Origin of the sequence: Agilicoccus flavus, assembly GCF_014857905.1 — a bacterium.
Taxonomy (GTDB): Bacteria; Actinomycetota; Actinomycetes; order Actinomycetales; family Dermatophilaceae; genus Agilicoccus; species Agilicoccus flavus.
In genome coordinates this window covers 183,770-206,122 of the sequence record NZ_JACYXE010000007.1, presented here as the reverse complement: position 1 = coordinate 206,122, position 22,353 = coordinate 183,770, and the positions used below count along the sequence as shown (strand labels likewise).

At 73.8% G+C, this 22,353-nt stretch carries 15 protein-coding genes and 2 tRNA genes; 6 read left to right on the top strand and 11 right to left on the bottom strand.

Features of this window, described 5'->3' with window-relative positions; all coding sequences use genetic code 11:
- Positions 1-171 precede the first annotated feature (171 nt).
- The 3 genes from ICW24_RS12115 to ICW24_RS12105 form a co-directional block, all read right to left on the bottom strand.
- Positions 172-1,209 (bottom strand): LacI family DNA-binding transcriptional regulator, encoded by a 1,038-nt coding sequence (locus tag ICW24_RS12115; RefSeq protein WP_226345973.1) that lies wholly within the window; start codon positions 1,207-1,209, stop codon positions 172-174.
- A gap of 117 nt (positions 1,210-1,326) precedes the next feature.
- Entirely contained in the window at positions 1,327-2,247 is a 921-nt protein-coding gene (locus tag ICW24_RS12110) for a serine hydrolase (RefSeq protein WP_226345972.1), read from the bottom strand.
- A gap of 48 nt (positions 2,248-2,295) precedes the next feature.
- Positions 2,296-2,382, bottom strand: a tRNA-Ser gene (locus ICW24_RS12105).
- 200 nt (positions 2,383-2,582) lie between these two features.
- On the opposite strand from ICW24_RS12105, the gene ICW24_RS12100 reads away from it, so the two are divergent.
- Complete coding sequence (locus ICW24_RS12100; protein ID WP_226345971.1) at positions 2,583-2,954, top strand: YtxH domain-containing protein; 372 nt, start codon at positions 2,583-2,585, stop codon at positions 2,952-2,954.
- Between the two features lie 90 nt (positions 2,955-3,044).
- On the opposite strand, the gene epsC is transcribed toward ICW24_RS12100, so the two are convergent.
- Both epsC and cysK read right to left on the bottom strand, forming a co-directional pair.
- Positions 3,045-3,833, bottom strand: coding sequence for a serine O-acetyltransferase EpsC (gene epsC / locus ICW24_RS12095; protein ID WP_307781336.1), 789 nt, complete (start codon positions 3,831-3,833; stop codon positions 3,045-3,047).
- Between the two features lie 44 nt (positions 3,834-3,877).
- A complete protein-coding gene (cysK, locus tag ICW24_RS12090) occupies positions 3,878-4,804 on the bottom strand; it encodes a cysteine synthase A (protein WP_226345970.1) in 927 nt (308 codons plus the stop codon).
- Positions 4,805-5,077: 273 nt separating this feature from the next.
- Here cysK and ICW24_RS12085 point away from each other — a divergent pair, with 273 nt between their 5' ends.
- Positions 5,078-9,502: a (Fe-S)-binding protein gene (locus ICW24_RS12085; RefSeq protein ID WP_226345969.1), complete on the top strand. Its 4,425-nt coding sequence runs from the start codon at positions 5,078-5,080 to the stop codon at positions 9,500-9,502.
- Positions 9,503-9,721: 219 nt separating this feature from the next.
- Here the strand turns inward: ICW24_RS12085 and ICW24_RS12080 are convergent, their stop codons facing one another.
- The 3 genes from ICW24_RS12080 to dcd form a co-directional block, all read right to left on the bottom strand.
- A complete protein-coding gene (locus tag ICW24_RS12080; protein WP_307781335.1) occupies positions 9,722-11,815 on the bottom strand; it encodes an ABC transporter ATP-binding protein in 2,094 nt (697 codons plus the stop codon).
- A complete protein-coding gene (locus tag ICW24_RS12075) occupies positions 11,812-13,557 on the bottom strand; it encodes an ABC transporter ATP-binding protein (protein WP_226345968.1) in 1,746 nt (581 codons plus the stop codon). Before ICW24_RS12075 ends, ICW24_RS12080 begins: the two co-directional genes overlap by 4 nt.
- Before the next feature lie 179 nt (positions 13,558-13,736).
- Entirely contained in the window at positions 13,737-14,312 is a 576-nt protein-coding gene (gene dcd / locus ICW24_RS12070) for a dCTP deaminase (protein WP_226345967.1), read from the bottom strand.
- A 347-nt stretch (positions 14,313-14,659) separates the two neighbouring features.
- Between dcd and ICW24_RS12065 the strand changes: the two genes are divergently transcribed.
- Positions 14,660-15,961: a D-alanyl-D-alanine carboxypeptidase/D-alanyl-D-alanine-endopeptidase gene (locus ICW24_RS12065; protein WP_226345966.1), complete on the top strand. Its 1,302-nt coding sequence runs from the start codon at positions 14,660-14,662 to the stop codon at positions 15,959-15,961.
- A 96-nt stretch (positions 15,962-16,057) separates the two neighbouring features.
- Here ICW24_RS12065 and ICW24_RS12060 read toward each other — a convergent pair.
- Positions 16,058-16,131: transfer RNA gene (locus ICW24_RS12060), tRNA-Gly, on the bottom strand.
- A gap of 207 nt (positions 16,132-16,338) precedes the next feature.
- Positions 16,339-17,844 (bottom strand): CYTH and CHAD domain-containing protein, encoded by a 1,506-nt coding sequence (locus ICW24_RS12055; protein WP_226345965.1) that lies wholly within the window; start codon positions 17,842-17,844, stop codon positions 16,339-16,341.
- Between the two features lie 184 nt (positions 17,845-18,028).
- On the opposite strand from ICW24_RS12055, the gene ICW24_RS12050 reads away from it, so the two are divergent.
- Positions 18,029-19,897, top strand: coding sequence for an acyl-CoA dehydrogenase (locus ICW24_RS12050; RefSeq protein WP_226345964.1), 1,869 nt, complete (start codon positions 18,029-18,031; stop codon positions 19,895-19,897).
- 118 nt (positions 19,898-20,015) lie between these two features.
- Here ICW24_RS12050 and thiE read toward each other — a convergent pair whose 3' ends face one another.
- The gene (gene thiE / locus ICW24_RS12045; protein ID WP_226345963.1) at positions 20,016-20,738 is read right to left on the bottom strand and encodes a thiamine phosphate synthase; all 723 of its coding nucleotides are present in this window, start codon (positions 20,736-20,738) and stop codon (positions 20,016-20,018) included.
- A gap of 122 nt (positions 20,739-20,860) precedes the next feature.
- Here thiE and thiO point away from each other — a divergent pair, with 122 nt between their 5' ends.
- Together thiO and thiS are read left to right on the top strand one after the other, a co-directional pair.
- Positions 20,861-22,045 carry a glycine oxidase ThiO gene (gene thiO / locus ICW24_RS12040; RefSeq protein ID WP_226345962.1) on the top strand — a complete coding sequence of 395 codons (1,185 nt, stop codon included), beginning with the start codon at positions 20,861-20,863 and terminating at the stop codon, positions 22,043-22,045.
- Positions 22,038-22,352, top strand: a complete 315-nt coding sequence (gene thiS / locus ICW24_RS12035) for a sulfur carrier protein ThiS (protein ID WP_307781334.1) — start codon at positions 22,038-22,040, stop codon at positions 22,350-22,352. Before thiO ends, thiS begins: the two co-directional genes overlap by 8 nt.
- Position 22,353 lies beyond the last annotated feature (1 nt).

Below are 22,353 nucleotides of genomic sequence, written 5' to 3'. Positions count from 1 at the left end.
TCGGGTGGCCACGCCCCGCCGATCGGCCGCCCACCAGGACGAACGGCACGCGACGGACCGGTGAGACGGAGGTGACGAACCCGCGAACGGCGAGGGCCACGAGGCGCCGGCCGAAGGGCTCTCGGACCCGCCTGACGGGTGCCGCCGTCCTCCTGCGGGCCTCCTGCGGGCCTACTGCGGGGTGGCGAGCGACTCGCGCCGGCGACGACGGCACCCGCACGAGTCGCGATGGGTGATCTCGCCGCCCAATCGCAACGTCTGGGCGGGCGCCTTCGGGTCCTGCAATCGCCGGGTCAGGAGTTGCACGGCTCGGGCCCCGATCGCGAACGACGGCTGCGCCACCGTGGTGAGCCGCGGCTCGAAGACATCGGCCCAGGGGAAGTCGTCGAAGCAGACGAGGGCCATCTCACCCGGAATGGACAGGCCCGCCTGCCGGAGGGCCCGCAGGGCGCCGATGGTCATCGTGTCGTTGCCGATGAACACGCCCGTCGGGCGTGGGTCGAGCTGGAGGAGCGTCGACATGGCCTGCCGCCCTCCGTTCTCGGTCGAGTCGCCGTCGACGATGTAGCGCTCGTCGACGTCGAGGCCCCGCCGGCGGTGCGCGAGGCGGTACCCGGCGACGCGCTCGGTCGTCGTCGACAGCCCCGGGCGGCCGGCGATGATGCCCACGCGCTCGTGGCCGGTGGCGAGCAGGTGCTCGACCACCGAGGCGGCCCCCGACTCGTTCTCGACGCCGACCTGGTCGATGCGCAGGTCCTGCACCCGGTCGACGACGACGAACGGCACCGAGTGCTCGCTGAGCAGGCGGAGCGCGCCGCGCTCCCAGCCCTCGGTGGGCGACAGGATCAGGCCGCGCACGTGGTGGGCGAGCAGGTTCGCGACGACGCGCTCCTCCCGAACCGGGTCGTCCCGGGTGTCGGACATGAGCAGTTGCATGCCCTGCCGCAGGGACTCGGCCTCGATGCCCGCGATGAGCTCCTGTCCGTAGAGGCTGGAGGCCAGGGACATCGAGACGCCGATGGTCACGGTGGACCCCGCGGCCAGCGATCGGGACACGGGCTTGTGCGTGAACCCGAGCTCCTCGATGGCGGCCATCACGAGTTCGCGGGTCTGCGGTGCGACGGGTCGGGTGCCGTTGAGGACGTGCGAGACCGTGCTCACCGAGACACCGGCGACCTTCGCGACCTGGGTCATGGTGGCGTCGGGCATGCGGCCCATTTTGCGCAAGGACGGCCCCGGACGCCAACCGTTCCGCGCCTCGGACTCCCGGGGACCCGTCGGCGGACCCGTCGTCGGGCACTGCAGCCACGATCGGCGCCCCGCGGATCAGCGCGCGCCGGACGCCGCGTCCCGGACGACCTCGCCCAGCGCCCGCATGGTCGCGAGGACCTCGTCGCGGCGCGGGTCGCCGGCGTCGTCCGCCTCCCAGCGGGCGACGGCGGCGTAGGCGACGGCGCACCGGCCGCCGACGACGACCCCGGTGTCGGCGCGGAGCCCGGTCTGCGTCCCCGTCTTGTGCCAGAGGATGAGTCCCCGGTCGATCTCGCTGTGACACAGGGGGTCGAGCCCGAGGGCGCCCGCGACCATCGAGGTGTCGGTGTCGAGGCAGAGCCAGTCGACGACGTGGCGGGACACCGCCGGCGAGACGAGGGTGCCGCGGTAGAGGGCGACGAGCAGCTCGACGAGGCCGTCGGCGCTCGCGGTCGAGAGGGCCGACGGGTGCTCGGAGGTGCGCTCGTCGCGCACGCGATCGTGCAGGTGGGCACAGGTCACGCCGGACGCGGCGGCGAGGCGCGCGACGCGGTCGAGGCCCACGAGGCGCAGGAGGACGTTGGTGGCGAGGTTGTCGCTGACCGCGCCGACGAGGACGGCGAGGTCGGCGACCGTGTGGCGGCCACAGAGGAAGCGCAGGAGCCCGGAGTCCGCCACCGCGTCCGCGGGGGTGATGTCGACGGGCGCGTCCGGGTCGAGCCGGCCCCGTTCGATGTCGGCGGCCACCGCGACGAGCAGGAGGATCTTGCCGATGCTCGCCGTGGACATGATCCGGTCCGCGTCGTGGGCGAGGAGCGTCCGGGTGGCGGCCGTGCCGATCCCCCCGAGGGCCCGCCGGGGCGGAGCGAGCTCGTCGATCCGCACCGACCACACGGTCCCGGGCGCCGCGAGCCGCTCGAGGGTCGCCGCGTCGATCACCACCTGGTCGGCGGCTCGGTCGGAGGGGAACCTCGAGGGAGGGGCGAAGTCGGTCACCCGTCCAACTTTATCGGGGCGGGGGTGCGGCCGCGGCCGAGCACAGAGCGGAGGGCGTGGGATTCGAACCCACGATGGGTGTGAACCCATAGCGGTTTTCAAGACCGCCGCACTCGGCCACTATGCGAGCCCTCCCGGACCCCGCGCGGGCGGGGCGGATCCAGCGTACAGATCCGACCCGCCGAGCGCGCATGACCGCGGACCCGACCGGGCAGTCTTGGATAGAGTCGGGCGACGTCCTCACCGGACCGCAGCCCGCAACCAGCTCGCCTGTGCACCAGCACAGACCGGATCACCCAACGAGACTCGAGACCCCAGGGTCGGAAGGACACCTCATGCAGCGCAGAATCCTCTTCCTGGCCGGCGCCGCCGTCGGCTACGTCCTCGGTGCCCGCGACGGCCGCGGCCGCTACGAGCAGATCAAGTCGCAGGCCGACTCGCTGTGGAACGACCCCCGCGTCCAGGAGAAGGTCAACCAGGCGGGCCAGACCGTCAAGGACAGGGCCCCCGAGGTGCAGGCCAAGGTCGCCGACGCCGCGAGCCACGCGTCGGACGCCGCGAAGGCCAAGGTCGCCGGCGCGACGAGCCAGGCCACCGGCGCGGCCAAGGCCAAGCTCTCCCGCGACAAGAGCGACGACAACCTCATCGGGCAGGAGCCGGGCAGCAATTACACGCCCGCCGAGACGAAGTTCAACTCGGCCGGCTGAGACCGGTTCCCGGCACGACGAAGGGGCGGACCCGCGTGGGTCCGCCCCTTCGTGTTCGCCCGGTGCCGTGTTCGCCCGAAGCCCGGACCCTCAGATCCAGAGGGCGGGTTCGGCGACGAGCACGTCGTACAGGTCGGCGTCCGCCCTGCCCGGCCGGTGCCGCGCCGGGATGCCGGTCGCGACGTGGCCGGCGGGCACGTCCTTGACGACGACGGAGTTCGCGCCGACCTGGGCGCCGTCACCGACGACGACCGGGCCGAGGATCTTCGCCCCCGTCCCGACGGTCACACCGTTGCCCAGGGTGGGGTGCCGCTTGCCCTTCGCGAGGGTGCGGCCGCCGAGGTTGATGCCGTTGTAGAGCATGACGTCGTCGCCGATCTCGGCGGTCTCGCCGATGACGACGCCCATCCCGTGATCGATGAAGAACCGGCGCCCGATCTGCGCCCCGGGGTGGATCTCGACCCCCGTCGCGGCGCGCGCGACGTTGGAGAGCACGCGCGCCGGGAGCCGGAGCTCCTCCTGCGCCCACATGCGGTGGGCGACCCGATGGGTCCAGATGGCGTGCAGCCCGGGCGACACGATCGCCATCTGCGCCCGCGACGTGGCCGCGGGGTCGCGGGCCACGGCGGCGTCGAGGTCCTCGACGACGGCGTCGCGGACCCGGCGCAGCGTGCCGAGCAGGCCCCGCCGGGGCGGCGCGGCCGATCCGGCGGCCGCGGACACCTCTCGCGGCGCGGGGCCGTCGGCCCGTACCTCACCCGAGGAACGCAGGGTGCGGACGAGCCGCAGCACCGGCGCCACCCCGCCTCGCTCCAGCGCGGGGGCGGAGCCCTCCGATCGCTCGTCGCGGACGTCGGACACGTGGATCGACTGGCTCATCGTTCCTGCCTCTCGGGTGGCGGTGCGGGCGGGCGGGGGCTCGTTCAGTCGACGAGGCCCTCGAAGAGGACCGTGGACAGGTAGCGCTCGCCGAACGACGGGATGATGACGACGATCGTCTTGCCCGCATTCTCGGGGCGCCGGGCGACCTGGTCGGCGGCGGCGAGGGCCGCGCCGGAGGAGAGGCCGACGAGCAGACCCTCCTGAGTGGCGGCCTTGCGGGCCCACTGGACCGAGGCGTCGATGTCGATGTCGATGACCTCGTCGTAGGACGCGCGGTCGAGCACCTCGGGCACGAAGTTCGCGCCGATGCCCTGGATCTTGTGCGGGCCGGGCTGGCCACCGTTGAGGATCGGCGACTCGGCCGGCTCGACGGCGACGAGCTGCACGCCGGGCTTGCGCTCCTTGAGCACCTGGCCGACGCCGGTGATCGTGCCGCCGGTGCCGATGCCGGCCACGACGATGTCGACCTGGCCGTCGGTGTCGTGCCAGATCTCCTCGGCCGTGGTGCGGCGGTGGATCTCGGGGTTGGCGGCGTTGGCGAACTGGCGGGCGAGGATGGAGTTGCCGTCGCCGACGATCTCCTCCGCCTTCTCGACGGCGCCCTTCATGCCGCCGGACCCGGGGGTGAGCACGAGCTCGGCGCCGTAGGCGCGCAGGAGCGCGCGGCGCTCCTTGCTCATCGTCTCCGGCATCGTCAGGACGACCCTGTAGCCGCGGGCCGCGCCCACCATGGCGAGGGCGATCCCGGTGTTGCCGCTGGTCGCCTCGACGATAGTGCCGCCCGGCTTGAGTTCGCCGGAGGCCTCGGCCGCGTCGACGATGGCGACCCCGATGCGGTCCTTCACCGAGTTGGCCGGGTTGTAGAACTCCAGCTTGGCGGCGACGGTGGCGTCCGACTCGATGATCCGGTTGATCCGGACGAGCGGGGTGCGACCGACGAGAGCGGTCACGTCGTCGTAGATGGGCACGAGATCACCTTCCGTTGTGGTGCGGGAACGAGTCGGGCTGGGGCGGGAGGAGCCTCCTCCGCCGCGGTGGCGGACGCGTCCCTCCGGGAGCGCGTGAGCGCCCCTTCCCCGCTGACAACGATCCGATGGTTATGGATATTCCAAGACGACCTTATGCTTCGGATCGGTCCTCGCCCTGCCCACACCGCATCCTGAGACACCCGTGACGACCCTCACGGACCCTGCGGGCTTCGCGTCGGGCCGATACCACGGACGCGTACGTAAGCTGGGGCAATGTCAGCGTTGCAGATCACGGCTATCGTCGTGTGCCTGGCCGTCTCCACCGTCGGCTGGCTCCTCCTCTTCCGGTCCGTCTACCGCTTCGTCAAGGTGTTCCGGATGGGCGCGGCCGACGCGTCGCGCACGGATCGACCCGCCGAGCGCACCCGCACGCTGCTGCGCGAATTCTTCGCCCACACGCGAATGGCCCGGATCCCGGGCGTCGCGGTGGCGCACTGGTTCACCGCGCTGTCGTTCTTCCTGCTGTTCTTCACGCTGGTCAACGCGTTCCTGCAGCTCTTCGACCCGTCGGCGGCGCTGCCGCTCATCGGTCACTTCCCGCCGTACGAGTGGCTCACCGAGCTCTTCGCCTGGGCCGGCCTGATCGGCATCCTCTACCTCATCGGGGTCCGCCAGAAGGCCCACCCGCGCGGTGCGGCCGGCGAGAGCGGCCGTCGCAGCCGGTTCTTCGGCTCCACCTGGTGGCAGGCGTACTACGTCGAGGCGACGATCCTCGGCGTCGTGGTCTGCGTGCTCGCCCTGCGGGCCCTCGAGTACGCGCTCGCGGTGCGGACCGGCGAGTCGACCGGCTCCCTCCTGCACTTCCCGCTCACCGCGTGGATGGGCGCCGGCCTGACGGGCCTGTCGGAGGGCACCCTCGGCGGGCTCATCGTCCTCGTCGCGACGATCAAGATCCTCATCTCGTTCGCCTGGATGATCACCATCTCGCTGACGATGACGATGGGCGTGGCCTGGCACCGCTTCCTCGCGTTCCCCAACATCTGGTTCAAGCGCAACGCCGACGGCCGCACCGCGCTCGGCGCCCTCAAGCCCATGCAGGTCAACGGCGTCACGGTCACGGCCGAGACGCTCGAGGAGGTCATGGACGACGAGTCCGGCGACCTCCGGATGGGCGCGGGCGTCGTCGAGGACTTCACGTGGAAGAACCTGCTCGACTTCTCCACGTGCACCGAGTGCGGCCGCTGCCAGAGCCAGTGCCCCGCGTGGAACACCGACAAGCCACTCTCCCCCAAGCTGCTCGTCATGGCCCTGCGCGACCACGCGCACGCCAAGGCCCCGTTCGTGCTCGCGGCCCAGGGCGCCGGCACGTCCGGCGCCGGGGACGCCGAGGTCACGGACGGCACGGGCCGCGCCGAGGTGGCCGGCGGCGTCGTCACGCTGCCGCTCATCGGGTCCACCGGCTACGACGGGTCGCCGCTCGCCGCATACGACCCCCACGGCTCCGACGCGGTCATCGACTCCGACGTCCTGTGGTCCTGCACGACGTGCGGCGCCTGCGTGGAGCAGTGCCCGGTCGACATCGAGCACGTCGACGAGATCCTCGACATGCGCCGGCACCAGGTCCTCATCGAGTCGGCCTTCCCGACCGAGTTCGGCGGCCTCTTCAAGAACATGGAGAACAAGGGCAACCCGTGGGGCATGGCGCCCAAGCTGCGCCTCGACTGGGCGAAGGGCCTCGACTTCGAGGTCCCGGTCGTCGGCGGCGCGGGCAGCGCCGCCGTGGAGGACCTCTCCGACGTCGACTACCTGTTCTGGGTGGGCTGCGCGGGCGCCCTCGAGGACCGCGCGAAGAAGACCACGCGCGCGGTCGCCGAGCTGTTGAACATGGCCGGCGTGAGCTTCGCGGTGCTCGGCGAGGGCGAGTCCTGCACCGGCGACTCCGCCCGCCGCGCCGGTAACGAGATCCTGTTCCAGATGCTCGCCGCGCAGAACGTCGAGGTGCTGAACGAGGCCGGCGCCACGAAGATCGTCGTCACGTGCGCCCACTGCTTCAACGCCCTGAAGAACGAGTACCCCCAGGTGGGCGGTCAGTACGAGGTCCTGCACCACACCCAGCTGCTCAACCGCCTCGTGCGGGAGAAGCGCCTCACCCCCGTGGCCCGCCCCGACCAGCGGCCCGGCCTGTCGACCGCGAAGGACGCGGCCTCGACCGCCGCGACCGTCACGTACCACGACCCCTGCTACCTCGGGCGGCACAACCACGTCTACGCGCCGCCGCGCGAGCTCATCGGTTCGCTGCCGGGCGTGACGCTCACCGAGATGCCCCGCCACGGCGAGAAGTCGTTCTGCTGCGGCGCCGGCGGCGCCCGCATGTGGGCCGAGGAGAAGCTCGGGACCCGCATCAACATGAACCGCACGGCGGAGGCCGTCGCCACCGGCGCCGACCGCATCGCCGTCGGGTGCCCGTTCTGCCGCGTCATGCTCAGCGACGGGCTCGGCGCGCAGCAGGCGCAGGGCGAGGCGCGCGACGACGTCGAGGTCGTCGACATCGCGCAGATGCTCCTCGCCGCTGTGCGTCAGGGCGAGAGCCCCGCGAACGACCTCACCGAGGCCGCCGCTCCCCCGTCCGCGGGCGAGTCGCCGGCCGAGGTCGCGGCCGCTCGCGCGACCGGGGACACGCAGGCCCCGTCCGGCCCGCCCGCGCAGGACAGCCAGGCCGCTCGCGGCGGATCGGCCGAGGACTCCGCTCCCGCCGCCGCAGCGTCGGCTCCGGCCCCCGCCGCGGCCGCCGCGCCCCCCGCGCCCGCGGCATCCGGCGGCACCATGAGCGCCTCCGACGCCCTCGCCGCGATGATGGGCGGCGCCGCTGCCGCCCCCGCGCAGGAGAAGACCGCGCCGGTCGAGGCATCCGACACACCGTCGGCGACGCCTTCCGCCACGGCCCCGCCGGACGAGAACGGCACGCAGGCCACGGACCGGCCCGCGGCACCGACGGGCAAGATGAGCGCGTCCGACGCCCTCGCCGCCATGATGGGCGGCTCCGCCCCGGCACCCACCCAGGACGCGACGACCGACGAGGCCCCCGCCGCGGCCGCACCGGCCGACGACCGGCCCGCCACCCCGACCGGCAAGATGAGCGCCTCCGACGCCCTCGCCGCCATGACGGGCGGCTCCGCCCCGGCACCCACCCAGGACGCGACAACCGACGACGCCCCCGCCGCGGCCGCACCGGCCGACGACCGGCCCGCCACCCCGACCGGCAAGATGAGCGCCTCCGACGCCCTCGCCGCCATGATGGGCGGCGCCGCCACGGCACCCATCCAGGACGCGACGACGGACGAGGCATCCGACGCGCAGACACCGCCCGCGCCGGCACCGGCCGCACCGGCACCCGACGCGCCGGCCACGTCGGCCACCGACCGGCCCGCCACCCCCACCGGCAGGATGAGCGCCTCCGACGCCCTCGCGGCCATGCGGGGCGCGACGGCCGGCAGCCAGGAGGAGGCGCCGACCGCACCCGCCGCGGCCGACACCGCCGAGGGCACGGACCGGACCGATGCCGCCCCCGCACCGGCCGCACCGGCCGCCCCGTCGGCGGATCGCCCCGCCACCCCGACCGGACGCATCAGCGCGTCCGAGGCGCTCGCCGCGATGATGGGCGGTGCCGGGGCCACCACCGAGCGCACCACCGAGTCGCCGGCCGCGTCCACGCCCCAGCCGGCGTCGGAGCCGACCTCCGGTCCGGCCCCGGCGGCGCAACCCCCCGCTCCGAGCGACGCACCGGCGGCGGGATCGAGCGCGTCGACCCCGGTGGCGCCCCCGGCGACGCGCGACGCAGACCCCGCACCGGCGCAGGACCGGCCGGCCTCCGCGGGTTTGGCCGGTGCGGCGCCGACGCTGTCCCGCCGCATGTCGGCCTCCGAGGCGCTCGCCGCGATGATGGGCGGCGCGGCCGCACCCGCCGGCGCACCCGAGAAGCCGGCCTCTCCGGGGCCTGCGTCCGAGCCGGTCCGTCCGGAGCCGTCCCCCGCCGACGACGCGGCCGCGACGTCCGCGCCCGCACCGACGCCGGTGGCGGACCCGCCGTCCGCGGCCCCGACCACGGCGGAGACGCCGTCCGAGACTGCGGCCGAGGACACCGCGTCAGCGCACGCGGCCGGCCCCTCCGACGAAAGGGGCCGCCCCGGGGCGCCCGATGCGCCGACCCCGGCCACCCCGACGCGGGCGCCCGCCGAGGCCCAGGACACGGCACCGGCGCCTCCCCGACGGGCGGCGGCCACACCGCCGACGGCCCCGGCCCGGACCATGCCGACCGGCCGGATGAGCGCGACCGACGCTCTCGTCGCCCTCCTGGGCGGCGCCGCCCCGGCAGCCCCCGACGCGCCGGCCGCGTCGGAGGCCCCGGCCCCGGCCCCGGGCACGAGCACGAGCGAGTCGGGACCGAGCCGCACGGACGCCGCCGAGCAGGACGCGGCCCGAGCGGGCACCGGACCGGTCGACCTCGTCGAGCCGCCCACGGACGCGCCCCCGGCGACGACCCCGCCGGCTCCGGTCGAGGCGGCCGGGCACGCCGACACCGGTGACGCCGACACCACCGGCGGGACCTCCTCCGGCCCCAGCGGACCCGCGCCGGCCGCGACCGGCGGTCGTCTTCCCACGGCCACGGAGGCCCTCCGGCGCCTGCAGCAGGGCGGCTGAGGCCCCCGACGCGGACGACGAACCCCCGCACTGCGTGTGCGGGGGCTCGTCGTCCGTCGGGGCAGGGCGCCCCTGGGCCGCCCGGCTCGGCCACCGCCTCGACGCCGCCGCGGTCACGCTGCTCGCCGACGGCGGCGCCCGCACCCGCCGACCCCCGCCGGCCGCGGGCAGCCGCGCAGCCCTGGTTTTGGTCCAGGTCCAAGTCCAGGGCGACGGAGCTCAGGCGCCGCGGCCCACCTCGGGGGCGGGGGTGCGCTCGCCCACGGCCGGCGGCGTGACCGGGGGCTGGGGGTCGCGCTCGGCCGGGTCGGGGGCCACGTCCGGCTCCGCCTCCGGGCCGTCCACCTCGACGGCCGCGCCCCGGAACTGCGCGTTGTACAGCCGGGCGTAGGCGCCGCCCTCGGCCAGCAGACCGGCGTGGGTGCCCTGTTCGACGATCCGGCCCGCCTCCATCACGAGGATGAGGTCGGCGTCGCGGATCGTCGAGAGCCGGTGGGCGATGACGAAGCTCGTGCGGTCGGTGCGCAGGGCCGCCATGGCGTGCTGCAGCAGCAGCTCGGTCCGCGTGTCGACGGAGCTCGTCGCCTCGTCGAGGATGAGCAGGCTCGGCCGGGCGAGGAACGCCCGCGCGATGGTGATGAGCTGCTTCTCCCCCGCCGACACGTTCGACCCGGCGTCGTCGAGCACCGTGTCGTACCCGTCGGGCAGGTGCGCGACGAACCGGTCGACGTACGTCGCGCGAGCGGCGTCGAGGATCTCCTCCTCGCTCGCCTCCGGCCGGCCGTAGGCGATGTTGTCACGGATCGTGCCCTCGAAGAGCCACGCGTCCTGCAGCACCATGCCGATCTCGTCGCGGAGCTCCTGCCGCGACAGGTCGGTGATGTCGACGCCGTCGAGGGTGATGCGGCCGCCGTCGAGCTCGTAGAACCGCATGACGAGGTTGACGAGCGTCGTCTTGCCCGCGCCGGTGGGGCCGACGATCGCCACGGTCTGGCCGGGCTCGGCCACGAGCGACAGGTGCTCGATGAGGGGGCGGTCGGGGCGGTAGGAGAACGACACGTCCTCGAACTCGATGCGCCCGCGGGAGCCGTCGACGACCGGGGAGGCCTCCGGCTCGGGCGACTCCTCGGGGGCGTCGAGGAGGTCGAAGACCCGCTCGGCCGACGCGACGCCCGACTGGAGCAGGTTCGCCATCGACGCGACCTGCGTGAGCGGTTGCGTGAACTGGCGCGAGTACTGGATGAACGCCTGCACGTCGCCGATCGACATCGACCCCGTCGTGACCCGCAGGCCGCCGACGACGGCGACGAGGACGTACGAGACGTTCCCGACGAACATCATCACCGGCATGATCATCCCGCTGACGAACTGGGCGCCGAAGGTCGCTTCGTACAGCTCGTCGTTCGTCCGCGACGCCTCGGCGAGGACCTCGCGGCGGCGACCGAAGACCGTCACGAGCTCGTGCCCCGTGAACGCCTCCTCGATCTGGCCGTTGAAGGCCCCGGTCCGCTCCCACTGCCGGACGAACAACCGCTGGCTCCGCTTGGCGATCGCGGCCGTGGCCGCCACCGACAGCGGGATGCTCACGAGCGCCACCAGCGTGAGCAGGGGCGAGGTGAACAGCATGAACACAAGGATCGCGACGACCGTGACGAGCGCGTTGGTCAACTGCCCGAACGTCTGCTGCAGGGTCTGCCCGAGGTTGTCGATGTCGTTGGTCACGCGCGACAGCAGCTCACCGCGGGGGCGCGAGTCGAAGTAGCTCAGCGGAAGGCGGTGGAGCTTGTCCTCGAGCTGGGCGCGCAGCCGCTGCATCGTGCGCATCGCGATGTGGTTGAAGAGCCGACCCGAGATCCACATGAGGATCGCGGCGACGACGTACAGGCCGAGGGCGATGAGCAGGAGACGCCCCACCTCGTCGAGCTGGACCCCGCGCCCCGGCACGACGTCCATCGACGCGAGCATGTCGGCCATCGTGGTCCGGCCCTCGGCGCGCAGCCCGGCGACGACCTGTTCCTTCGAGGCGCCGGCGGGCAGGTGCCCGCCGACGAACCCCGCGAAGATGCGGTCGGTGGCGGCCCCGATGATCTTCGGCCCCGTCGTGGCCAGGACGACGGAGAGGACGGTGAGGGTGAGACCGGCGACGACGGCGAGACGGAACGGACGCAGGAGACCGATGACCCGGCGCCCCGACCCGGTGAAGTCGAGCGACTTCTGGGCGGGCAACGCCATGCCCGGGGGGCCTCCCGGGCCCCGCTGCGGCCGGCCGGCCGGGCCCGCGGGCGCGCTCCGGGCCGACGACGAGGTGCTCATGCCACCACCTCCGCCGAGAGCTGGGACGTGACGATCTCCTGGTACGTGGGGCACGAGTCGACGAGCTCGTCGTGCGTCCCGAGCCCGACGACGCGGCCGGCGTCGAGGACGACGATCTGGTCGGCGTCGACGATCGTCGACACGCGCTGGGCGACGATGACGACCGTCGCGTCGAGGGTGCGGGGTCGCAGCGCGGCGCGCAGGCGCGCGTCGGTCGCGAGGTCGAGCGCCGAGAACGAGTCGTCGAAGACGTACACCTGCGGGCGCGACACGAGGGCCCGCGCGATGCACAGGCGCTGGCGCTGGCCGCCCGAGACGTTGGTGCCGCCCTGGGCGACGGGGGCGTCCAGGCCGCCCTCGAGCTGCTCCACGAACCCGCGGGCCTGGGCCACCTCGAGGGCCTCCCACAGCTCGTCGTCGCTCGCGTCGGGGTTGCCGTAGCGCAGGTTGGAGGCGACGGTGCCGCTGAACAGGTAAGGGCGCTGCGGCACGAGCCCCACCCGCTGCCAGAGCGTGTCGGGGTCGACGCGCCGGATGTCGATGCCGTCGATGGCGACGGTGCCCTCCGTGGCGTCGACGAGCCGGGGCAAGAGGTTGACCAGCGTCGTCTTGCCGGACCCGGTGCCGCCGATGACCGCCGTGACCGTGCCCGGGCGGGCGGTGAACGTCACGTCGCACAGCACGGGGGCCTCGGCCCCCGGGTAGGTGAACCCGACCCCGTCGAGGTCGAGCACCCCGTGGATCCGGCCGGCGGTCGCGTCGATGGCCACGGGGTCGCTCGGTGCGACGACCGTCGAGTCGGTGCCGAGCACCTCGCCGATGCGCTCCGCGGAGACGGCGGCCCGCGGCACCATCGTGGCGACCATCGTCGCCATCATCACGCTCATGAGGATCTGGATGAGGTAGCTCGTGTAGGCGAAGAGGGTGCCGATGGCGATGTCGCCGTTCGCGACGCGGATGCCGCCGAACCAGATGACGGCCACCGTGGAGACGTTCATGACGAGCATGACGATGGGGAACATCGCGACCATGAGCCGGCCGACCCCGAGCCCGGTCTCGGTGAGGTCGTCGTTGGCGCGGGCGAAACGCTCCCGCTCCCACTCCTCGCGCACGAACGCGCGGACGACGCGGATCCCGGTGATCTGTTCGCGCATGACGCGGTTGACGGCGTCGATGCGCACCTGCATCTGCCGGAACAGCGGCACCATCCGCACGATGATGAGCAGGATCGCGGTCGCGAGGACGGGCACGGCCACCGCGACGAGCCACGACAGCCCGACGTCCTGGCGCAGCGCCATGACGATCCCGCCGATCATCATGATCGGCGACGACGCGAGGATGAGACAGCTCATGACGACGAGCTGCTGCACCTGCTGCACGTCGTTGGTGTTCCGGGTGATGAGCGAGGGCGCCCCGAACGTGGCGACCTCCCGCGAGGAGAAGCCGAGCACCCGCGAGAACAGGGCGGCCCGGACGTCGCGGCCCATCCCCATCGCGACCCGCGCCCCGGCCCACACCGCCCCGATGGACGCGACGACCTGCACGAGGCTGGCGACGAGCATGACGACGGACAGCCGCCAGATCTCGCCCTGGTCGCCCTGGGCGACGCCGTCGTCGATGATGTCGGCCGACAGGGTGGGCAGGAAGAGCGACGCGACGGTCGAGACGAGCTGCAGGACGAGGACGACGGCGAGCATGCCGGCGTACGGCCGCAGGTAGGTGCGCAGGAGCCGAAGGAGCACGGGACCTCCAGGGGGCCTCCGGGGGACGGTGACGGTCCCGCCGCGAGGTAGGGCCGTCTTCGATTGTGGACCAGGCCACCGACAGGGTCGCCACTGCATTCCGCCGGCCGGGTCGGGCGGCGCCGTGGGACGCGACGGATCCCGTGTGCCGCGGCGAGATCCGGCGCGTCCCCGGGGGATCAGACGCGCGTGCGGTGGAAGTTCTGGTGCGAGCGGGAGGCGGTCGGGCCGCGCTGACCCTGGTAGTGCGAGCCGCGCTCGGCGCTGCCGTACGGGTGCTCGGCGGCAGAGGTGAGCCGGAAGAAGCAGAGCTGGCCGATCTTCATGCCCGGCCACAGGCGGATCGGCAGGGTCGCCACGTTGCTCAGCTCCAACGTCACGTGCCCGTCGAACCCCGGGTCGACGAACCCCGCGGTCGCGTGCGTGAGCAGGCCGAGGCGACCGAGGGACGACTTGCCCTCGACCCGGGCGGCGACGTCGTCGGGCAGCGTGACGTTCTCGAAGGTCGACCCGAGCACGAACTCGCCCGGATGCAGGATGAACGAGTCGTCGGTCTCGACCTCGACGAGACGGGTCAGGTCCGGTTGTTCCTCCGACGGGTCGATGACCGCGTACTTGTGGTTGTCGAACAGGCGGAAGTACCGGTCCAGGCGCACGTCGATGCTCGACGGCTGGATCATCGACGGATCCGAGGGGTCCAGCCGCACGCGCCCTTGCGACAGCTCGGCACGGATATCGCGGTCGGAGAGAAGCACCGCCACAGGCTATGCGAACCGCGCCCGCTCCCGCGCCCGCTTCCGCCCCTCGGGCGCCGCGTGCCCGCGCGCCCTGACGCGACCGGTTCGCGAATTCGTCGGAATATGACGGAGATCCACCTCAGGCCGGGCTGCTCCCGGCCGACAGGGAGGTCGCGAGCGCAGCTGCTCGGTCGTGCCCGCTCATGGCGGCCGGCGTCGGAGGGGGCGCCGGTCGCCTTGGGCTCGATTCCGCGCGGATCGCCTCGGGGGGGTGCACACCCGTGCCGTCCGTCCGAAAGGGTCTCGCCCACATGTCGTCCCGCTCACTCGCTGCCGCCGGTCTCACGGTGGTCGCCGTCGCTTCCATGTCCACCGTCACCGGCGGCGCACCCGCCGCCGCGGCCACCGCGCCGACACCCGCGGTCTCCGTCGTGTCCCGACCCGCGGCTGCACCCGCCGCACCCGTCGTACCCGGCTCGGCCGGCTCGTTCGCCGGTCTCCGCCTCGCGGCGGCCGTGACGACGCTCTCGCCGGTGACGATCTCCACGTCCCTGTCGTCCGCCGCGCGCAGCGCCTACCTCGGTCCCTACCTCAGCGGCATGGTCGTCGACCGCGCGAGCGGGAGCGTCCTGTGGTCGCACCGCGCCGCGCGGACCCGGATGCCCGCCTCGACGCAGAAGGTCCTCACCGCGTTCACCGTGCTGCAGACCGTGCCCGGATCCGACCGCATCGAGACCCGCGCCCTGAGCAGTCGCGCCAACCCGGGGAACCTCTACCTGCGCGGGGGCGGCGACCCCACCCTCACCTCGTCCCGCCTCGGCGTCCTCGCCCGCTCGGTCGCCGCGCGGCTCAAGGGGCAGGGGCGGACGAACGTCGCCCTCTACGTCGACGACACGGCCTTCCCCCGCCCGAGCCTCGCGACCGGGTGGAAGCGCAGCTACATCAGCGGCCGCGAGGTGCAGTGGGTCCGCGGCCTCACCCTGGCCGGCTACCGCGGCGCCGACGGCACGATGGCGGCGGGCTCGGCGTTCCGGGCCCACCTCAAGGCCAACGGCATCGCGGTGCGGACCCTCGCCCGCGGCGCCGCACCCGCCGGCCGCACCGAGGTGGGCGTGACCCGCTCGCCGCGGATCGGCAGCATCGTCGGGACGATGCTGCGGGTCAGCGACAACGACCAGGCCGAGTACCTGCTGCGCTACGCGGCCCTGCAGGACGGGCGCTTCCCGACGTGGTCGGCGGCCCTCGCCCATCAGCGCTCGGTGCTCGCGAAGGCCGGCGTCCCGACGGGGGGCTATCGCGTCTACGACGGCTCGGGGTTATCGCGCTCGAACCGGATGCCCGTGCGCACGCTGACGTCGGTGATCGGCAAGCTCCACGCCGATCCGAGCGACCGCGCGGTCGTCTTCGCGCCGGGCGCCATGCCCCGCGCCGGCCAGACCGGGACCCTGCGCACCCGCTACCGGATCGCCGCGACCCGCTGCGCCGCGGGCCGGGTCATCGCCAAGACGGGCACGCTCAACGACGTCGTCGCGCTCGCCGGCGTCGCGCGCGGGGTCGACGGACGGGACCGGATCTTCGCGTTCCTCGAGAACGGCCGGCGCGAGACCGTCGCGGCCCGCAACGCCGTCGACGCCCTCGCCGCGGTGACCGTGGGCTGCCGCCGGTAGGCGGCCGGGCCCTCGAGCGCACATGCGACAGGCCCCGCCCGAAGAGTCCTCGGGCGGGGCCTGTCGCGTCCGGCACCACGACGAGCGGGTACCACGTGGAGCGAGTGACGGGAATCGAACCCGCGTATTCAGCTTGGGAAGCTGATGTTCTACCATTGAACTACACTCGCGTAACTGCTGCTCACGATCTTTGATTCGATCATGCGATCGAAGTTTGATCCGCGTGTCCGCGGTGGCCGTGGGCGGCAACTCGCCAGAGTCTACCCGACACGGACGCGGCCGATCACCTCCTGCCGGGGACCGCCCTGCGGTCCGGTTCACCCGTGCCCGCCGACGGGCGCAGACGTCTCACCCGCCGCGGATCCGCGCCGGCGCGATCAGCTCGTCAGCGACCGCGCGGCGTCGCGGGCGTCGGACAGGAGCGTCTCGTACTCGCCCTCGATGTCGGCGGCCCGTTGCGCCTCGCGGCCGATGAGGACGCCGTAGGTGAACGTGTCCTCGCCGGCCTTCCGCGCCTGCGCGCAGACCTCCTCGAGGACGCCGCGGGCGACGACGCTGTCCTGGTGCTCGCCGAGCGCCTCCTGCAGTCCGGTCCACGCCTTGGCGACCGCCCCGGGGTCGCCCTTGACGGCCCCGCCGCCGGCCTCGGCCGTGTACCGCGCGGCCTTGGCGCGCTTGCGGACGTCGTGGATCGCCTCCTCGCGCGCGGCGGCGTCCTCGCTCGACCGGGCGACCCGTGCCGCCTTCTCGACCTTGGTCGATGCCTGGTGGATCAGCGGAGGCAGCGCCGTCTTCGCGGCCTCGCGACCCGCGTCCGTCAACGGCGGATCGACGACGAGCTCGGTGAGGGCGGCCATGAGCCGCTCGTACCGCGGCGAGTCGAGGGCCTTGACCAGATCGGCGTGCGCCCGCTGGTGACGGGTGTCGAGGAACCCCCGCAGCCGGGAGGCGGCGGGGCCCCGCACGAGGGCGGGGTCGGTCGACTCGAGCAACCCGACGAGGCGCTCGCGCATGACCTCGGCGTCGCGTGGCCCGCCGAGCGCTCCCGTGAGCCAGGCGATCTCGGCGCGCAGCGGCTCCGTGACGGACGTGTCGAACAGCGGCGCGAACGCCTTGAGCGCGCTGCGCAGACGGCGGGTGGCCACGCGGGACTTGTGGACCGCGTCCGCGGCGTCCGCCCGCACGGCCCGGTCGAGCTGCTGGAGGACCGCGACCTGCTTGCCGACGTACACGAGCACCACCTCACCCGCCGGGTCGCCCTTCTTCGAGGGCACCCGTCGGCCCCGGACCTCGGACAGGGCCCGGGCGAGCTTGCTCGGGGCGTCGGACACCGACAGGCCGGAGTCGAGCAGCGCCCTCGTCACGGCCTCGAGGTCGTCGTCGCCGCCGTCCACCAGCTCCACCTCGACCTCGCGCCACCGGTGCACCCGCTCGCCGTCGACGAGCACGGTGGCCTCGACGGTGTCGTCTTCGACGAGCGCGATCGTGGCGCCGGACTCGTCGAGCAACCGGCGCCGGACCCGGCGCGTGCGCAGCCGGCACACGGGCACGAGCGGGCGCGTGGCCGCGAGGTCCGCGACCTGCTCGACGAGTTCCGCCGGGATCCGCACGGCGCCCCGGCCGAGCGGGGCCGCGACCTCGAGGCGGGAGTCCCCGCCCCGCGGCTTCTTCAGGTGCCAGCCGGCGTCCGTCCCACCCGTGCGGCGGCGGAGCGTGTGCTTCGCCTCGAGGAGGTCGAGGCCGAGGGTGTCGAGGTAGGTCGCGGTCTGCGTCATGCGCCTGGCCGGCGAGACCTCGGTCACACGCCCGACCCCCGCGAGCCGCGGCATCGACCAGCGCCTGGGGACCTCGAAGGTGCGCTCTGTCTCCACGGATTCGCTCATGAGGACCCCTCGTCGGTCGACCTGTGACACCGACACGGCCGCGTGTCGGAAGCCTCCCATCCTACCGGCGCGCCGGCTGCGACCCCACCGGCTTGCGCTTGCAGCTGCACGCAGTCACACTCAAGTTACTGACAAGTAGGGGTCGCGCAGGCCCCACGAACGCCGACCACCGGGGGTGTCCAGCGTGGGCCACTACAAGAGCAACGTCCGCGATCTCGAGTTCATGTTGTTCGAGGTCCTGCAGCGCGACGAGATCCTGGGCTCCGGCCCGTACGAGGAGGTCGACGCGGACGTCGCACGCGAGATCCTCGCGGAGGTGGCCCGCCTCGCCGAGAACGAGCTCGCGGACAGCCTCATCGACTCCGACCGCAACCCCCCGATCTTCGACCCGCAGACCCACTCGGTGACGCTGCCCGAGGCGTTCAAGCGCTCGTACAAGAGCTACGTCGACGGCGGTTGGGGCATGCTCACCGCGCCGGCCGAGCTCGGCGGCACGGTCGTCCCGCCGTCGCTGCGCTGGGCGGTCTCCGAGCTGGTGCTCGGCGCCAACCCGGCCGTGCACATGTACTCGGCCGGCTTCGGCTTCGCGAAGGTGCTCTACGACCTCGGCACCGAGGACCAGAAGAAGCTCGCCGCCCACATGGTCGAGAAGCAGTGGGGCTCGACGATGGTGCTCACCGAGCCCGAGGCCGGCTCCGACGTCGGCGCCGGCCGCACGCGGGCGACGAAGAACGACGACGGCACGTGGAACATCACGGGCGTCAAGCGCTTCATCACCTCGGCCGAGCACGACCTGTCGGACAACATCGTCCACCTCGTCCTCGCCCGCCCCGAGGGGGCCGGCCCCGGCACGAAGGGCCTTTCCCTCTTCGCCGTGCCGAAGTACCACGTCGACCTCGAGACCGGCGAGCTCGGCGAGCGCAACGGCGCGTACGTGACCAACGTCGAGCACAAGATGGGCCTCAAGGTCAGCACGACGTGCGAGCTGCGTTTCGGCGAGTTCGAGCCCGCCGTCGGCACCCTCGTGGGCGACTCCACCGACGGCATCGCGCAGATGTTCGTCATCATCGAGTACGCCCGGATGATGGTCGGCACCAAGGCGATCGCCACGCTCTCGACCGGTTACCTCAACGCCCTCGAGTACGCGAAGAGCCGCCTCCAGGGCGCCGACCTCACGCAGATGGCCGACAAGTCCGCCCCGCGCGTGCCCATCACGCACCACCCCGACGTGCGCCGCAGCCTCATGCTGCAGAAGTCGTACGCCGAGGGCCTGCGCGCCCTCGTGCTCTACACCGCCTCGCTGCAGGACGTCGTCGACCGCCACGAGCTCGGCGGCGGCGGCGAGGTCGAGCCCGACTCCGAGATCGGCATGGCCGCGCGCGTCAACGACCTGCTGCTCCCGCTCGTCAAGGGCGTGGGCTCCGAGCGCGCCTGGGTCCTGCTCGGCACCGAGTCGCTGCAGACCCTCGGAGGTTCGGGCTTCCTCGACGACTACCCGATCGAGCAGTACGTGCGCGACGCGAAGATCGACACCCTCTACGAGGGCACGACCGCGATCCAGGGCCAGGACTTCTTCTTCCGCAAGATCATCCGCGACAAGGGCGGCGCCCTCGGGCACATGGCCGGGCAGATCCAGGAGTTCGTGACGAACGGGCCCGAGGCGCTCTCCGTCGAGCGGCGCCTGCTCGGCAAGGCCGGCGAGGACACCCAGGCCATCCTCGGTCACATGGTCGGCGACCTGATGAAGTCCGACCCCCGCACGGGCGAGGACAACGACCCGAGGAACCTCTACAAGGTCGGCCAGAACACCTCCCGCCTCCTGCTGTGCGCGGGCGACGTCGTCGTCGGCTGGCTGCTGCTGCGCCAGGCGGAGGTCGCGCTCGCCGCCCTCGAGCGGGGCGGCGTGAGCGAGGCGGACACGAACTTCTACACCGGCAAGGTGGCCGCCGCCCGCTTCTTCGCGCGCAACGTGCTGCCGAAGATCGCCGGCGAGCGCTCCATCGCCGTGCACACCGACAACGCCCTCATGGACATCCCCGAGGCGGCCTTCTGAGCCGCCCCGCCGCATCGACCGCGCCCGGTCGCCTCGCCCGAGGTGGCCGGGCGCGGTCGTGCCGGGGCCCCGTCACGGCACCGTCACGGCCCCGCGTCGACCCGGCCGGTCGGCGGGTTCAGCCGGCCAGGGCGGCGCGGAGGGCGGCAGCGGCGGCGGCCGGGTCGTCGGCGTGGGCGACCGCGCGGACGACGACGATCCGAGAGGCACCGGCCGCGACGACCTCCCGCACGGTGTCGGCGTCGATCCCGCCGATCGCGAACCATGGCTTGCTCGTCCCGGACTCGGCGGCGGCGCGGACGAGATCGAGGCCGGCGGCCGGGCGGCCCGGCTTGGTCGGCGTCGCCCACACCGGCCCGACGCAGACGTAGTCGACGTCGGGGTCCTCGAGGGCCGCCGCGAGCTGGTCGGGGTCGTGCGTCGAGAGCCCGACGGCGACGTCGGGCGCGAGCCGGTGCGCCTGCGCGGGCGTGAGGTCCCCCTGCCCCACGTGGAGGACGTCCGCCCCCGCGAGGAGGGCGACGTCGGCGCGGTCGTTGACGGCGAGAAGGGCGCCGCCCGCGCGGACCGGGCCGGCGACGGCGGCGAGCGCCGCCAGTTCGGCGCCGGCCTCGACGTGCTTCTCGCGGACCTGCACCAGGTCGACGCCTCCCGCCACGGCCGACCGCGCGAACTCCGCGAGCGACGTCAGGTCGGCGCTCGCCTGTTCCCGCGGCTCGGTGACCGGGTCGGGTCGCCTCGCGCGCGCGGGCGCCGGGCGCAGGCCGGTGCACAGGTAGAGCCGGGCGTCGGCGAGGCGGGCGAGCGTCGCGGACCGGGCGGGCGTGGGCGGGGTCGTCACAGCCACCTACGCTAGGGGGGTCGCGGGAGCCGAGAGGCTGAGAGGGTGCGCGCCGGGCCGGACGGGCCGGGCCACCGACCGCCAGGACCTGATGCGGATCATGCCGACGAAGGGAGGACACCGTGCGGGTGAACGTCATCGGCGGGGGCGTCGTCGGCCTGTCCGTCGCGTGGCGGGCCGCGGAGGCCGGCGCGAGCGTGACGGTGATCGACCCCGACCCCGCGGGCGGGGCCACCCGGGCGGCCGCGGGGATGCTCGCGCCGGTCGGCGAGACCTCCCACCGCGAGGACGACCTCACGCTGCTCCTGCTCGAGTCGGCGCGCCGCTTCCCCGAATTCGCGGCCCGCGTGGGCCGCGGCGACGCCGGACCCACCGGGTTCCGCGACACCCCGACCCTCATCGTCGGGGCCGACGCCGCCGACCGCGACACCCTGACCGCGCTGCACGACCTGTCGCTCGTGCTCGGCCTGGCCACGCAACGGCTGACGACACGGGAGGCCCGCGCCCGCGAGGTCCTGCTCGGGCCCGGGCTGTCGTGCGCCTTCCTCGCGCCCCACGACCACCAGGTGGACCCGCGCGCGCTGGCCGCGGCGCTCCTCGCCGACCTGCAGGCGCGCGGGGAGGTCGAACGCGTGCCCGCGGTCGGGGTGACGCACACCGGCGAGGAGCCGAGCAGCCCCGTCTCCGGGGTCGACCTCGCCGACGGCCGCCACGTCGACGCCGACGCCGTCGTCGTCGCGAACGGGGTCGGCGCCGCCGAGCTCGCGGGGCTGGGCGTCGACCTGGCCGGCCTGCTGCGGCCCGTGTACGGCGACGTGATCCGCCTGGACCCGCCGCCCCACCTGCGGGGCCTGCTCTCCGGCGTGATCCGCGCCGCCGTCGGCGGGCGGACCGTCTACCTCGTGCCGCGGGCCGACGGCAGCGTCGTCCTCGGGGCCACGAGCCGCGAGGACGGCAACCCGGCCGTGAGCGCCGGCGGCGTCCACGACCTGCTGCGCGACGCGATCCGGCTCGTCCCGGCGGTCGCCGAGTTCGCCCTGACCGAGTCCCTCGCCCGGGCCCGCCCCGGCACGCCAGACAACGCGCCGCTGCTCGGCCCCCTCGGCGCGCCCGGGCTGTTCGCCGCGACCGGCCTGTACCGCCACGGGGTCGTCCTCGCCCCCGTCGTCGCCGAGGCCGTGGCCCACGGCCTCGGACTCGCCCCCGAACCCGACTTCGCGCCGCGGCTGGCCGCCTTCGACCCAGCCCGGTTCGCCCACGTCCGTTCCACCGCCTCCACCGACCCGGAAGGGGCTCGCCGTGCCTGATCCCGCCCACGACCACCACCTCCACGCCGCACCCGACGAGGCACCGGTCGACGCCGACCCCGTCGGCGCCGTCCGCGTGCACGTCAACGACGAGCCGCGCACCGTGGCGACCGGCACGACCTGCCGAGACCTCGTCGCCGATCTCACCGGCCGCGCGATCGGCGACGACGGCCGGCCGCTGGAGGGTCCGGGCCTCGGCTCTGCCCTCGCCGTCGACGGCGAGGTCGTGCCGCGCGGCGCGTGGGCGCTCACGCCGCTCACCGACGGCGCGCGGCTCGAGTTCGTCACCGCCGTCCAGGGAGGTTGAG

Excerpts from the sequence above, each read along its gene's own strand:
- ICW24_RS12085 (WP_226345969.1), top strand. The coding sequence starts at position 5,078 with ATGTCAGCGTTGCAGATCACGGCTATCGTCGTGTGCCTGGCCGTCTCC.
- ICW24_RS12115 (WP_226345973.1), bottom strand. The coding sequence starts at position 1,209 with ATGCCCGACGCCACCATGACCCAGGTCGCGAAGGTCGCCGGTGTCTCG.
- ICW24_RS12080 (WP_307781335.1), bottom strand. The coding sequence starts at position 11,815 with ATGAGCACCTCGTCGTCGGCCCGGAGCGCGCCCGCGGGCCCGGCCGGC.
- ICW24_RS12055 (WP_226345965.1), bottom strand. The coding sequence starts at position 17,844 with ATGAGCGAATCCGTGGAGACAGAGCGCACCTTCGAGGTCCCCAGGCGC.
- ICW24_RS12100 (WP_226345971.1), top strand. The coding sequence starts at position 2,583 with ATGCAGCGCAGAATCCTCTTCCTGGCCGGCGCCGCCGTCGGCTACGTC.
- epsC (WP_307781336.1), bottom strand. The coding sequence starts at position 3,833 with ATGAGCCAGTCGATCCACGTGTCCGACGTCCGCGACGAGCGATCGGAG.
- ICW24_RS12065 (WP_226345966.1), top strand. The coding sequence starts at position 14,660 with ATGTCCACCGTCACCGGCGGCGCACCCGCCGCCGCGGCCACCGCGCCG.